This window comes from Reichenbachiella ulvae, assembly GCF_025833875.1.
Taxonomy (GTDB): domain Bacteria; phylum Bacteroidota; class Bacteroidia; order Cytophagales; family Cyclobacteriaceae; genus Reichenbachiella; species Reichenbachiella ulvae.
This window is the reverse complement of sequence record NZ_JAOYOD010000001.1, coordinates 261,859-276,279: the sequence shown is the minus strand read 5'-3', so window position 1 is coordinate 276,279 and position 14,421 is coordinate 261,859. Positions and strand designations below refer to the sequence as shown.

At 40.6% G+C, this 14,421-nt stretch carries 11 protein-coding genes; 10 read left to right on the top strand and 1 reads right to left on the bottom strand.

Annotated elements, in window-relative coordinates:
- Window positions 1–112: 112 nt before the first annotated feature.
- The 3 genes from N7U62_RS00960 (at window position 113) to N7U62_RS00950 (ending at window position 5,441) form a co-directional block, all read left to right on the top strand.
- A complete protein-coding gene (locus tag N7U62_RS00960; protein ID WP_444875402.1) occupies window positions 113–1,534 on the top strand; it encodes a sugar porter family MFS transporter in 1,422 nt (473 codons plus the stop codon).
- Between the two features lie 146 nt (window positions 1,535–1,680).
- Entirely contained in the window at window positions 1,681–2,169 is a 489-nt protein-coding gene (locus N7U62_RS00955) for a hypothetical protein (protein WP_264136000.1), read from the top strand.
- A gap of 176 nt (window positions 2,170–2,345) precedes the next feature.
- Window positions 2,346–5,441 (top strand): hybrid sensor histidine kinase/response regulator, encoded by a 3,096-nt coding sequence (locus N7U62_RS00950; RefSeq protein ID WP_264135999.1) that lies wholly within the window; start codon window positions 2,346–2,348, stop codon window positions 5,439–5,441.
- Here N7U62_RS00950 and N7U62_RS00945 read toward each other — a convergent pair whose 3' ends face one another.
- The gene (locus tag N7U62_RS00945) at window positions 5,442–6,077 is read right to left on the bottom strand and encodes a response regulator (RefSeq protein WP_264135998.1); all 636 of its coding nucleotides are present in this window, start codon (window positions 6,075–6,077) and stop codon (window positions 5,442–5,444) included.
- Window positions 6,078–6,383: 306 nt separating this feature from the next.
- Between N7U62_RS00945 and N7U62_RS00940 the strand changes: the two genes are divergently transcribed.
- From N7U62_RS00940 to N7U62_RS00910, 7 genes are read left to right on the top strand one after another with little or no spacing between them, the layout of a single operon-like run.
- A complete protein-coding gene (locus N7U62_RS00940; RefSeq protein ID WP_264135997.1) occupies window positions 6,384–8,801 on the top strand; it encodes a PAS domain S-box protein in 2,418 nt (805 codons plus the stop codon).
- A 31-nt stretch (window positions 8,802–8,832) separates the two neighbouring features.
- Window positions 8,833–9,354 (top strand): chemotaxis protein CheW, encoded by a 522-nt coding sequence (locus N7U62_RS00935; protein WP_264135996.1) that lies wholly within the window; start codon window positions 8,833–8,835, stop codon window positions 9,352–9,354.
- 22 nt (window positions 9,355–9,376) lie between these two features.
- A complete protein-coding gene (cheB, locus tag N7U62_RS00930; RefSeq protein ID WP_264135995.1) occupies window positions 9,377–10,417 on the top strand; it encodes a chemotaxis-specific protein-glutamate methyltransferase CheB in 1,041 nt (346 codons plus the stop codon).
- A 6-nt stretch (window positions 10,418–10,423) separates the two neighbouring features.
- Entirely contained in the window at window positions 10,424–12,616 is a 2,193-nt protein-coding gene (locus N7U62_RS00925) for a chemotaxis protein CheA (RefSeq protein ID WP_264135994.1), read from the top strand.
- Window position 12,617: 1 nt separating this feature from the next.
- A complete protein-coding gene (locus N7U62_RS00920; protein WP_264135993.1) occupies window positions 12,618–13,229 on the top strand; it encodes a hypothetical protein in 612 nt (203 codons plus the stop codon).
- A gap of 3 nt (window positions 13,230–13,232) precedes the next feature.
- Window positions 13,233–14,084: a CheR family methyltransferase gene (locus tag N7U62_RS00915; RefSeq protein WP_264135992.1), complete on the top strand. Its 852-nt coding sequence runs from the start codon at window positions 13,233–13,235 to the stop codon at window positions 14,082–14,084.
- Complete coding sequence (locus tag N7U62_RS00910; protein ID WP_264135991.1) at window positions 14,059–14,421, top strand: response regulator; 363 nt, start codon at window positions 14,059–14,061, stop codon at window positions 14,419–14,421. Before N7U62_RS00915 ends, N7U62_RS00910 begins: the two co-directional genes overlap by 26 nt.

Sequence of the window (14,421 nt, the reverse complement as noted above, 5' to 3'; positions counted from 1 at the left end):
TGGTCGATGGGATACTAAAACTCTACTAAACTTCCCCCATCCTCCTAATGTGATCAACAATATCTGCAGACGGCAGGTGAATGAATTACTAAGACTAAAAACTAAAATCATTTTGAAAACAGAAGAAAAAGTAAACAATCTCTATGTGATAGGGATTACCCTGGTAGCCACTTTAGGTGGGTTCCTATTTGGGTTCGACAGTGGTGTGATCAACGGAACTGTCAAAGGTTTAGAATCGGCGTTTAATGCAGAAGACATCGGTAGCGGTTTCAATGTAGCCTCTATGCTTCTTGGCTGTGCTGTGGGTGCCTTCTTTGCTGGTAAATTGGCCGACGCATATGGTCGTCGTTCCATGCTCATTCTATCAGCGATATTTTTTATCATTTCTGCCTGGGGATCAGGTATCGCAACTACCTCACCTGAATTCATCGTCTACAGAATCATCGGTGGACTAGCAGTAGGTGCTGCCTCAGTGATGGCTCCTGCCTATATCGCAGAGATCGCTCCAGCTAGATTTAGAGGAGCATTGGCTACCGTACAGCAAGTAGCTATCATCTTTGGACTTTTCATGTCCTTTTTAAGTAACTACCTATTGGCAGACATATCTGGTTCAGCAGAGAACATTCTTTGGTTGGATTACCAGACATGGAGATGGATGTTTTGGATGGAGCTTTTCCCAGCTGCGGTCTTCCTGATCTCTCTCCTATTCATCCCTGAAAGCCCTCGTTATCTTGTGGCTAAACAAAAAAATGATAAAGCAGTAAAAGTACTGAGCAGATTATATGGAGCTGTAGTCGGACAACGCAAAGTAGACGAGATTGACGCTTCATTAGCCAAAGATCATCACAAGCCAAGCTGGTCAGATCTTTATGACAAGACTTTGGGTAGAATCAAGCCGATCGTATGGATTGGAATTGGATTGGCCTCATTCCAACAGTTTGTTGGTATCAATGTAGTCTTCTACTATGGTTCAGTGCTATGGCAGGCGGTAGGTTTTGGAGAAAACGACGCACTACTCATCAACGTTGTTTCTGGTGCTTTGAGTATTGGAGCTGTTGCAGCTGCATTGGTATTGGTGGACAAAGTGGGTCGTAAGCCACTTTTGGTTATCGGTTCCGTAGGTATGAGTATCACATTGGCACTAGTAGTGGTAGCTTTCACTTCTGGATCCCTGGTGACAAACCCTGAAACAGGCGATACTACACTCCAACTGAGTGACTCTATGGGTATGCTGGCATTGATAGCTGCTAACCTTTATGTAGTATTTTTTAATGCATCATGGGGTCCTGTAATGTGGGTAATGCTCGGCGAGATGTTTCCGAACCAAATCAGAGGTTTGGGTCTGGCAATTGCTGGTTTGGCCCAATGGGGATCTAACTTCCTCGTAACCCTGACATTCCCAATGATTTTGGGATCAGCAGGTCTGGCGGTTGCTTATAGCTTGTACACGGTAGGTGCTATTATTTCCATCTTCTTTGTGATCAAGTATGTATATGAGACCAAAGGAAAAGAGCTAGAAGAAATGGAGGGTTAAACCTCAAGAAAACACTATTTAAAAGCACCTGATCGAGATAGATCAGGTGCTTTTTTTATGCCCTAGGAATTTTTCCTAAAAAAATAAATGGGTATTCCACCCGAAGATTTCAACCCCACCTTAATCTAACTTTGGTACAACCAGTTATGAAAAAAGTACTATTCGTGCTTGCCCTGCTAGGGAGTCTACAGGCCAGCGCACAACTGAAAGAAGTGGATGGAGTCTACCAATTTCAGAAAATAACCTCTATTCGGATGGCCCAGGACGAATGGAATGAGAAGACGAGTGAATGGGTAGAGCATCAGTTGATAAACAAAAAAACAGCAATTGATGCAAAGACAAATAAAATTCAGCTAGACATGGAAAGAACGATTCACATCTCAGGTAAGCCCATTACCGTCCAGTTTCAATATACGGTAGCTTTTGGGCCCGGTTGGTATCAGGAAAAGGCAACCAACTTCACCATACAAAAAGGGCAGTCTGAATTTAAAATGTCTGATACAGGATGGCAAGAAAAGAAGTTGATTGTAAGTGCCACGAGCTTCGAAATCAATATGATTTCTGAATCGTTGATGAGTTGCATGTATTCTGACTTATACGCCTCTTGCCAGTCCCAAAATGAAAACGATATGTAAAGTCAAAGTTTAGAGACTTATAACACACCATAGTCTCAGGACTATTCACTAAACCGGTCATTTGATGATTTGCATCAGGAATGATCGGTTTTTTTATTTGGATCGGAAACCGACCGTTCTTTTTTTCACCGTGATTCGCTATCTTATTGGTTCATCAGCTTCTTTTTCCGACCCACATGACCACATTCGTCTCTACACTTACGATTCTGTGTTTTTTGATATCAGTATACCTGATCTTGATTCACATTAGAAAATCTGATGAAACCAACCTTTGGTTTGTATTCCTTCTGGCCGGAATCCTCATGTCCATCAAAACTACAATTCCAGCAAGGCTATTGACTATGTCTGTTGGACTATTCAATCTAAACGAAATTTACTATATCACTCTGGCCACTCTTTTCTTAATAGGGAGTTGGATGTATCACCTCTTTCTTAAAAAGGATCAGAAAACAAGCCGTAGGCTAAAGCAAGAGCTGCTCGAAAGAAAAGAAATAGAAGACAAACTAATCTTGCTCAATGACCGAAGAAACCTAATCGAAGAAGCACTGGAGGAAGGTATTTGGGATTGGGATATTAGGGCAAGATCAATCTACCTTTCCAATAATTGTCTAAAGTTACTTGATATTGAAAGCCATACGGATCAAATCATTCGGGCAAAAGTATTCTTACAACTGCCACACGAATCCCAATCGGAGGAATTCAAAACTGCAATAAGAGGAATATTTAAAGGGCAAAAACTTGATCTTGAGCTCAAATTCAAAAGAGATGATGAATTCTATTGGTATCATCTAAAAGGAGATGCCATTTATGATAGACATCAAAAAATAACCAGAGTAGTCGGCACATTATCTGATGTCACAGAACGAAGAGATCGAGAGCTCTTTATAGAACTGGACAATGAACTTCTTAAATCTCTCGCAGGAGCGGCACCCATTCAGAACACCTTAGAATACTACATCCATAGCTTGGCACGATTATCAGACAATTTACAAGCGGCAATCGGATATCTCGACTACCACCACTCTGGACAAAATTGCGAGGTAGTTGCAACCAATCTGAATGAAGATTTCAGAAAAGCCATTGTTGAAAATTTCAAATCCATAGAAGAAAGCAATCCGGAAATCATTCGTAATGAGAATTCCATAGCCATTGGACAGGATTTATTTAATAAAAGCTATCAAGGTTTGGAATCTCACATGAAGCAGGCAGGATTTGTAGCAATTTGGTCCACCCCTCTGCAAGACTCTTCTGGAACTTTACTAGGTGTTTTGGAGATATTTTCTGAAATCAGAAAAAAACCAAATGAAAGGGATATTAAAATCATGGATGCCTCTGCCCATTTGCTCAGTCGAGTGCTCACCAATTATAGAGAGGAGCAAAGTATCATGCAGATCCAAAGTATGTTTCAGAGCATTTTTGAACAAGCTGCAGTTGGAGTTGCCCTGATCCAACTTAAAACTGGCCACCTACTTCAGGTAAACAATAAGTTTTGCCGCATGTTAAATATCGAAGCTAATCATTTCCTCAGCTACACGTTGGAAGACTTTGTCATCCCACACGACTTTAAAAAACTGGAGGAGAAGTTAAACCTAATACAGGAACGATCCATCAAAGAGTTCAATTTGGAAGTCAGATTCATCAGCCCAACCAAAGGGTCTATTTGGACTGAAATACATGCTTCTTCGGTTATGCCGGGAGTTGAGACTAATCAAACCTGTGTAGCGATGATACAGGATATCACCGAAAGAAAATTCATTGAGGACAATCTATATTTCCACAGTGAGGTACTTGAAAACATGGAGGAGTGTGTGATGATCGTAAGTGCGGACGATCACATGCTATTATATACCAATGCAAAATTTGAAAAGTTGTTTGGCTACATACAAAGAGAAGCGCTTGGGATGAATATGAGAGATTTCTTTTGTGTGAACGACAAGGCTTTGGAAAGAAAATATAAAGGAATCTTAGAGGCACTGGAAAAAAGAGGCAATTGGAAAGGTGAAGCGCTAAACAAACGCAAGGACCAAAATGAGTTCCATAGCCGTCTAACTATTTCCACATTTGATCATCCCAAATTCGGCAAGACCTGGATCTCGATCAGTGATGACATCACCATGATTAAAGAAGCTGAAGACAGTCTTCGAAAAATTGATAGACTAAACAGTGTGGGGCTATTAGCAGGGGGAATTGCTCATGACTTTAACAACATATTAGTAGGAGTTTTTGCCAATTTATCGATCATTAGAGAAAAACTATCTGAAAAGGACGAGGCACACTTATATCTCGGTGAGGCCATGCATGCCATGGGCAGAGCCAAATCCCTGACTAATCAATTACTTACTTTTTCCAAAGGTGGAGAACCGATCAAAGAGGATACCGAAATCTCAAAACTGGTCAAAGACGTAGTTCAATTCGATCTTTCAGGAAGTAGAGTCAAAGTTAACTTTGAAATTCATCTGCCCCTGTGGAACACCAAAGTAGATAGAGGGCAGATGCAACAAGTTTTTTCCAATCTGACCATCAATGCCAAACAAGCCATGACTAATGGTGGACAGCTCAAGATAAAAATGGAAAATTATGAAACGAAACATCAAACCATTTCTAACCTAAACCCGGGTCGCTACATCAAAATCCAATTCAAAGACAGCGGCAATGGCATTCCTCAAAACAAACTTGATCAGGTATTTGACCCTTATTTCACCACCAAAAAAGAAGGTTCAGGATTAGGACTAACTTCCAGCTTTTCGATTATCAATAGGCATGGTGGGCATATCAATGTAGAATCTGAACAAGGTATAGGAAGTACTTTTACCGTATACATCCCAGCATCAGAGGCATCAACTATACCTAAAAAATCAAACGCTAAATCAGCCCCGAAAATGAAACCGGGCATCAGAGTATTAGTAATGGATGATCAGGAAATTATCCTAAAGGCTGTAGGGCGAATTTTAGAACTGCAGGGTTTCAAGGTAGACCTAACTTTTAACGGAGATGAAGCCATCAAAGCTTTTGAAAGTGCAGAATCAAAAAAACAAAGCTATGACTTGGTGATCATGGACTTGACTATACCTGGAGGCAAAGGAGGCAAAGACGTTATCAATTCATTAAAAGCCATCAACCCTGAAGTAAAAGCCATCGTGTCGAGTGGATACGCTGAGGATCCTGCTATGGCCAATTATGAAAAATATGGTTTCAAAGGCGTAGTTCCAAAACCCTTCAACATGGATGAGTTGATTAGAGAAATCGAACGCGTTCTAGCAGTACCCAGTTAACTAAACCAATTTATTTTCTATACTGTATTTCACTAGCTGAGCACTGTTGTTCACATTCAGCTTTTTCATGATGTTACGGCGATGGGCATCCACTGTACGTGTGCTGATAAAAAATTTGGAAGCTATTTCTTTGTTGGTACTTCCTTCCACCAACTCTTTTAGCATCTCCGTTTCTCTTTCGGTTAGGCTTGGTTTCGGATCTTTCTCCCTTTTAGATTTATTAAAAATCGATTTACTTAGGACTTCCATTACTTCCTCAGAATAATAAGTCTCTTGACTATTGATTTTCAATAGAGCGGCTAAAATCTGATCCTCACTCGAGGTTTTGGGCAAATAACCAGATGCACCCGCTTCATATGAATCCATGATGTATTCTTCATCAAAATAAGTAGTCAAAATCAAAACCCGAGTATCCAATTTCTCTTCAACTATCTTTTTGGTAATCTCTATACCCGTTAATCCTGGCATGGAAATATCCGTAATCAACACATCTGGCTTCAACTTCCTTACCTCTTCTAATGTTTCATATCCATCAGTAGATTCCCCTATTATTGATACTTGACCATTGTTAGACAACAATGTTTTAACTCCTTTTCGGATCAGGCTGTGGTCATCGGCTATTAGTACCTTAATCATATATCTCGTGTGGGTGTGTTATGCTTAGTCCATTAAATATACACAAAAGCAAACAAAGCTAAAAACCCTTCAAAAAACGACTATAACGAAGGTTTTCAAGACATATATACCCAGAATCCGGTATAGCCATAGGTGATATTACCTATTCAATTTAGGCCATATGCGCTATTTACAATTGTACCCATCCCCTATAGCTTTGAATAGTATTTAAAATTAAGGGGGCTGATATTGAAATCTCCCTACTTGTAAGTTCCGACTTATTGTTAATAACCACAGTGATTAAATAAACTCAAAAACACTAGCTACATGAGCACCAAAACTATCAAACCCAAAGCTTCGAAAAATGGAGTAGCCGAAGAGACCAACGGCCATGCGTCTTTAGAGCAGCTTACAGAACAGCTGAAAGACGCCAACCAAAATTACAACACCATTTTATCGTCATTGGAAATGGCGGTGGATTCCATCATCATGATGAAATCTGATAAGAATGTAACCTTCATGAATAAGTCTGCCGAAAAAATGTTCGGTTTTGATCGTGAAGAGGTGATTGGAAAGAATGTAAAAATGCTGGTGCCCACCGAGCATCGTTCTAACCATGACAAGTATGTAGACAACAATATCAAGACAGGAAAGAACAAGGTGGTAGGGTTAGGTAGAGATCTTGAGATGACACGAAGGGATGGATCCAAATTTTGGGGAAATCTTTCGTTATCCAAAGTTGAAGTGGAGGGTGAGTATTATTTCACGGCCTTCATCAAAGACATTACCCAGCAAAGAGAAGACACTCTGGCCGCTGGTAATATTAAGTCTGCAGTAGATACAGCATGGGCCTCTATAGAATTCGAACCAGATGGAACTATTCTCAACGTAAATGACAATTGGATTGATACTTTGGGATATGACAAATCAGAGATGATAGGGCATCATCACAGAATGTTTTGTGATCCTGAATATGCTAAATCTAAAGAATACAAAGATTTTTGGAAAAACCTTGCTGCTGGACAAACCATGTCCGGTGAGTTCAGAAGATTCAAAAATGGTGGAGAAGAAATATGGATCAATGCCAGCTATACTCCGGTTCGAGACAACAATGGTGAGGTTTATAAGGTGATAAAAATAGCCAGCGACATCACTGAGCAAAAAATTAAAAACTCTGATTTCGAAGGTCAATTGGCCGCTATAGGAAAGGCACAAGCGGTAATCGAATTCAATCTTGATGGCACAATTGTCAAAGCCAATGAAAACTTCCTCAAAACTGTAGGATATTCCATTAATGAAATTGAAGGTAAACATCACAAGATTTTCTGTGACCCCTCCTATGCACGCTCAGCAGATTATGCTGCATTTTGGGATAAGCTAAATAGTGGTGAATATGTGACTGGTGAGTTTGAACGCATCACCAAGTCAGGTGAAACAATTTGGCTGCAGGCTGCATACAACCCAATTATGGATATGAATGGCAAGCCTTATAAAGTGGTGAAATTTGCGACAGATGTCACTGCGCAAAAGCAAGCCATGCAAGAACTCAATCGTGTGGTTACTTCAGTGAGTGAGGAAGGTAATTTGAGCGAAAGAGCAAATTATAATGAGGCTACAGGAGCTGAATTGGAATTGCTTCAGTCTATCAACAGCCTTCTGGAAGGAATTGGTATTCCTATTATGGAAATCAGTAAGGTCATTTCTGATATGGCCAAAGGGGATCTGACCTCCGAGGTTAATATCGAATGCAAAGGAGATGTGAAAGCCATGGCTGATGGTTTAACTACGGCCATGACCAATCTGAATGAGCTCCTGGGCGATATCAACGAAAGCAGCAATCTAATCGCATCTAGCTCAGAGCAAATGCTCGTAAAAAGTGATCAAATGCAAGGCACTACTGCACAAGTAGCTTCAGCGATCGGTCAAATGGCCGAGGGGGTTCATGACCAGGCGGCTCAAATCGACGAGTCGTCAAGATTGATCAACAACGTAAGAACATCTGCAGAAACAGTGGGTGAGCAATCCAAGTCGATCAACGAGGCAGCCAAAAAAGGTCAGGAAAATGCCAAAAAAGGTCTAGGCACTGTCAAGAAGGTGGTAGAAAGCATGACCGAAATCCAGAGATCAGCAGACATCACTTCAGATTCTATCGAGGTATTGACCCAGCGATCTGAAGAAATCGCCAGAACACTGAATGTAATCACAGATATAGCAGGACAAACCAACCTGCTTGCACTGAATGCAGCCATAGAGGCAGCAAGAGCAGGCGATGCAGGAAGAGGTTTTGCCGTTGTAGCTGAGGAAATCAGAAAATTGGCAGAGGATTCAAGAACATCCGCAGGCGATATTGAAAAAGTAATCAAGGCCGTAGAGAAAGACATCATGCAAGCAGGCAAAGCCATCGGAGAAATGGGTAGCAGCGTGAAATCAGGTAATGAAGCTTCAAAAGAAGCAGAAACAGTATTTGTGGCAATTGACGAATCAGTTATTGAAACCCTAAGCCTATCAGAACAAGTACTAAGCGCATCGGAAGGTCAAAAAACCAGCATTGACGAGACGGTGAAAAACATTGAAAAAATCGTGGTAGTAGCAGAGGAAACCTCTTCAGGAACTGAAGAAATCGCTACATCAGCCAAAGATTTGAGCAATGGTATGACTGAATTTAACTCTTCTAGTCAAGGACTTGCAGATATCGCCAACCAGCTAAGAAGTGGCGTATCCAAGTTCACGTTGAAGTCCCTTTAATAGATCTTTTCAACCAATAAACTAAATCAAGATGAAAGTGAACAACGAAGAAGAAGTCCTTGAGCTGGAAGAAAATGAAGTTCAAGTTGACGAAGGAGTTAAAGTTCAATTGATCGTGTTTCAATTGGGCGAGGAAGAATATGCCTTGCCCATTGATCAGATCAAAGAAATCGTAGTAACCCCTCGTATATCGTCAGTCCCTCAAACACCAGATTATGTAAGAGGAATCGCCAACATCAGAGGACATGTCATTTCGATCATGGATTTTGAAACCAAGTTTGGTCTGAAGAAAAAAGGGGCAAAATCTGAATCTAGTCACAACTTCACATTGGTGATCGAGAGTGATGAGTTCAATATCGGAGTACTCGTCAATCAGGTACCCAATACGCTTTCGGTTATGTCTTCCAAAATTGATAAATCATCCAGCATCATGCAGTATTCCACTATGGACGAAACTGTGATCAAAGGAGTGGTCAACTTAAAAGACAGAATGATCATTCTGATCGATGTCCTTCGAATGATGGAAATCGGAGAATTGAAGACAAAATTATAAGGCAAGTGAAGACTGGACAGAAATGAGTCATGAAACTATTGATGTATTGATAGCCGATGATTCGGGATTCATGCAACTACTGATAAAAAGTATCCTAAGTGTAGACCAAAATATAAAAGTGATAGCTACAGCAAACAACGGAAAAGAAGCCTACGAGCTCACCAGAACACATCGCCCCAAGGTAGTGGTGATGGATATGATGATGCCCAAATATGATGGCTTATATGGAGTAGAGCAGATCATGAAAAACTGCCCTACCTCTATCCTGATGCTTAGTGCCATTGGTCACACCGATATCAATCCCATCATGAATTCTTTGAAACTAGGAGCCATAGATTACCTCAACAAACCACAGGGAAGTCTATCCAAACTACGAAGCATTGATTCAGAAATAGTTAAAAAAGTAAAACTCGCTGCAAGCATCAATGTAAATGAGATGGACGTGGCGACAAGATCTCAACCTAAAAATGAAAGTGCGGTAGAATCATCCCAAGTAGAGGCCATCATCATTGGTGCCTCTACTGGAGGACCGCGGGCCTTGGAATCAGTATTGAAGGCTTTACCCGAAAAACTGAAGGTTCCGGTGGTAGTGGCTCAGCATATGCCTAGCAATTTCATCACTTCATTTACAGATCGGTTAAATAACATTCTGCCTCAAAGGGTAAGAGTGGCAGATATAGGAATGTTCTTGGAACCAGGAATCATATATATAGCCCCTGGAGATAAAAACATTGCCTTAGAAAGAAAAGGAAAGAGTAAAGTGAAGGTAGCTCTGGATGAAAAAGTATATCCAGAATACAATCATCCTTCAGTGAACTCTGTGATGATGTCTGCCGCCAAAGTATATGGCAATAAGACATTAGGTGTGATATTAACGGGAATGGGCGAAGACGGTGCAAGAGGAATGACGGATATATACAGAGTAGGTGGAATCACCATCGCCCAGGACCGTGAATCATCGGTTGTATTTGGGATGCCTCAAAAAGCCATCCAATCAGGTTGCATAAAGAAAATCATGCCACTGGATGCAATCGGAAATAACATTAAAAACCACTTATTATAATTCACTATGGATCTCTCGTTGACCCCACAAGAAGAAGCTGAAATTTTGGAGATGTTCTATTTCGAATCTTCAGAAATGCACCAAAGGCTGGATGAATTATTAACGGCACTGGAAGCAAATACTGATGATCAGGAGACCATCAACGAAATATTAAGAATTACGCATACCCTGAAAGGCAATGCCATGGGTATGAACTTCAAAGGCATAGCCGATGTGGCCCATGTTATTGAAGAAGTATTCGAAACAGTCAATTCCGGTGAATTGAAGATGAACAAAAACCTGTTCAGTCACCTTTTCAAAGCCAGTGATAAGATCAACCAGCTGATCAAAAACATCAAAGAGAATAAAAAGGTCAGCCACAAGGGGATTAAAACTAAATTGGAGGTAATTATAAGGGAGGCCAAAGGAATTGAATTGGACAAAGTCTCCCTGGCAGCTAATGATTCTGAAGCGGCATTAGAACAAGAAGAAACTCAGAAAACAGCAGAGATTCCAGAAGAGACACCCGCTGCTGTAGATGAAAACGAAGAGCCAACCGAAAATATTGAATATCAACAAGAAACTGTCCAGGTTGAAACGGGCTCCCATGCAGTCGGAGGTAAAATGCACGAGCCCGTTTCTTTAACTTTCTTTCATAGACTTAGTAACTGGTTCAAAGGAATCTTTCGAAGTAATTCAACTCCTGAGGAGCCACCCATTCATAAAGAAGAAGAGGCCGTCTCTAATGTGCCTGAACCACAAAGCGCCACAAATCATAATGAAGAGCTTATCAGCCTGACAAAAGAATCCTATGAGGCAACAGACAAGGATGACAGGCCGAAGCTTACAAGTGACGATGTAGATTCAGTGCTGGAGTTCTTAGATGATCAAGTTGGTTCGGGTCCAATTCAAAATTTGAATATTGACGAGGTAGAATATGAAAATGAATCTTCTCTAGTAGATGACCTGCAGGAAAAGGTAGCTGTAGCTGATATGGTTCAAGTACCTATCAGAAAGCTAGATGCCTTAATGAATCAAGTTGGCCAGCTGATCATAGAAAGAGACCGATTGATGGCTGCTTCTCATCTAGGAAAAGGTCGAAATGCCGAATATGCTGGTCTGCAACGAATCACCTCTGATTTGCAGTACTCGGTGATGGATGTGCGATTGGTTCAGATTGGTACACTATTTTCAAAGTTCCATCGGGTAGCCAGAGATGTAGCAAATATCGAAGGCAAAGAAATCAATCTGGTCATCAAAGGAAGTGAGGTAGAAATCGACCGAAACATCCTGAAAATCATGAGCGACTCTATGGTTCATCTGATGAGAAATGCAGTAGGCCATGGTATAGAAGATGCTGCTCAAAGAAAAAATTCGGGTAAACCAGAAATTGGCACCATCACCATGAGTGCCAGAAATGAAAAAGATCATGTGATCATCGAAGTAAGCGACGATGGTAAAGGAATCGATGCAGATCAGATCAGAGAAAAAATACTTCAGAAAGGTATCATCTCAAAAGAGTATGTTAATCAGCTGTCTGAAGAAGAAATAATCATGTACATCTTCGAGACTGGCTTTTCTAATGCCGCCTCCGTCAGTGAGGTATCAGGAAGAGGAGTTGGAATGGATGTAGTCAAAAAATCTACCGAATCGATCGGTGGACAAGTAAAAGTATTTACGAAAGTTGGAGAAGGAACGACTATCAGCCTGAAACTCCCAGCTTCTATGGCGGTCAAAGGGGTGCTCATGTACTTGATGGGCGATCAAGAATACGCCATTCCTTTGAGTTATACGGAAGCGGTGATTTCACTACACAAACACGAAATTCACAAAGCGGGAATCGGGTTGATGTCGTCCTATTTAAAACAAACCATTTCTATCGTATTCTTCGAAGACCTTCTAAAAATGCAGGACTTCACAGAAATCTATGATCAAGGAAAACTACATGACACATTTGACCAATATGAATCAGATGAGAAGTTTGAAGTCATAGTAGTATCCTATGCGGATAGATACTACGGAATAGTAGTGGACAAACTACTTCAGCAAAAAGAGATCATTGAAAAACCAATGCCAAAGCCATTGGACAACAACAGATTGTTGAGCGGAACGACCATCATGGGCAACGGGAATGTATGTATGATCGTCGATGCAGTGTCCATCACTGATATATTGTATACCTCTAAATTTAAAATTCAAGAACACTTAAACGCATCATGATATGAGCAATACCCTGGACATAGAAAACGAGATCAAAACGGTGATCAATGACAGTTTAAACAAAACAGCTAGTTCGATTTCCGCATTCTTACAATCTCATGCTACGATAGTTGATACGACTTATACTTTTCTTGAGATTGAGCCATCAGGTTATTATAGCAAACAAGAAGAAGGTAAGGTGGTAGTGCTGAAAACAGAAGTGGTCGGTGCTCTTTCGGGGATCAACTACGTGATGCTGACCAAAAAAGAAATTGAAAACCTATGTGCCAATAGTTTTATTGGTGACATGGAGGGGGAAGATTCCAATCAAATGAAGATTGAGTTTCTTAAAGAAATAGAAAATGTGCTGGCAGCTGCTACCATTTCCTGTTTCGCAGATTGTTTTCGCTTAGATATGTTTGGAGATGTTCCGAAGATCCAAGCGGTGCATGCCGATCACATAGATGGCTTGATCAACAACGAAACCGGAAGCTTAAAGGCTAAAATACTGGTAAAGAGCAAGCTAAACATGCCCGATCTAGCCATTCAACCAGAACTACTTTGGTTTTTTAATGGGGCTTTTGTAGACAAGGTCATGAACAGAAATGGAAAAGCAATTTTAGCAACAACCTAGCACATGGTAACTGAAGAAGAAGTAAAAGCAATGATGATCGCTATGAAAAAGCGATATGACTTGGATTTCACCAACTATGAATCCAAATCACTGAGCCGTGGAATTGTGCGTTTGATGACCAAACACAGAATGAATGGCATGGCAGATCTTTGGGGAAAAGTTCTTCAAGATGATGAGTTCTTTCTCAATAGTATCGATGACCTATTAGTTAACCTAACCGAACTTTTTAGGAATCCTGATGCCTGGTTGATGATCAAAAACGAGATTCTACCGCAGTTCAAGTTCAAAAATAATCTGGACATATGGCATGCGGGCTGCTCGACTGGAGAGGAAGTGTGTACAATGGCGATAGTTTTAGAAGAAGTCGGGCAATTACACAAAAGCAGAATATTAGCCTCAGACTTGAGTAGAACGGCACTTAGCAAAGCGAAGGCAGGTTGCTATTCCAACGCCTCGATGAGGAACTATGGAAGACCATTCAAAAAATTCATGCCTAATCGTGAGTTAGAAGACTTTTTTAATTTTAGCGAATCTGGAGCTTGTATCAAACAGCATTATATAAAAAATGTGGAGTACAAACAGCAGAACCTCGTCGAATGCGAAATGGACAGAAAATTTGATGTCATCTTTTGTAGAAATGTTCTGATCTACTTTGATGGTGAGTTGAAGACTAGGCTCCTGAGTTTTTTCGAGTCATGTCTTAAAGAAGATGGTTATCTGATTTTAGGCTACTACGACACTATGCCAAATCAGAGTATAGACATATTTGATATCCACGACCAATCGACAAGGATTTATAAAAAGAAAGTAAATAGTAAAGTAAATAATTATGAAAAAGACAGTGTTAATTGTTGATGATTCAAGCTATTCTAGAAAAGTAATCAGTCTGGCATTGTCCAAAGCTGGTTACGATATAATAGGAGAAGCAGAATCAGGCGAAGCGGCCATTGATATGGCAATTGAAATGAATCCAGACATCATCACACTGGACAATATCTTACCAGATATGATGGGGTTGGATATTCTGAAAATTATTAAAGAAGAGAACCTAAAAGCGCAAGTCATCATGATCAGTGCGATAGGACAGCAATCCACGGTAGCAGATGGATTGAAGCTAGGCGCCCTTAAGTATATCGTGAAGCCCTTTACGGCCAATGATGTAATAGACGCCGTACAAAAAGTACCAGCATAA

Coding starts and splice junctions, on each gene's coding strand:
- N7U62_RS00955 (WP_264136000.1), top strand. CDS start 1,681: ATGAAAAAAGTACTATTCGTGCTTGCCCTGCTAGGGAGTCTACAGGCC.
- N7U62_RS00950 (WP_264135999.1), top strand. CDS start 2,346: ATGACCACATTCGTCTCTACACTTACGATTCTGTGTTTTTTGATATCA.
- N7U62_RS00945 (WP_264135998.1), bottom strand. CDS start 6,077: ATGATTAAGGTACTAATAGCCGATGACCACAGCCTGATCCGAAAAGGA.
- N7U62_RS00940 (WP_264135997.1), top strand. CDS start 6,384: ATGAGCACCAAAACTATCAAACCCAAAGCTTCGAAAAATGGAGTAGCC.
- N7U62_RS00935 (WP_264135996.1), top strand. CDS start 8,833: ATGAAAGTGAACAACGAAGAAGAAGTCCTTGAGCTGGAAGAAAATGAA.
- cheB (WP_264135995.1), top strand. CDS start 9,377: ATGAGTCATGAAACTATTGATGTATTGATAGCCGATGATTCGGGATTC.
- N7U62_RS00925 (WP_264135994.1), top strand. CDS start 10,424: ATGGATCTCTCGTTGACCCCACAAGAAGAAGCTGAAATTTTGGAGATG.
- N7U62_RS00920 (WP_264135993.1), top strand. CDS start 12,618: ATGAGCAATACCCTGGACATAGAAAACGAGATCAAAACGGTGATCAAT.
- N7U62_RS00915 (WP_264135992.1), top strand. CDS start 13,233: ATGGTAACTGAAGAAGAAGTAAAAGCAATGATGATCGCTATGAAAAAG.
- N7U62_RS00910 (WP_264135991.1), top strand. CDS start 14,059: ATGAAAAAGACAGTGTTAATTGTTGATGATTCAAGCTATTCTAGAAAA.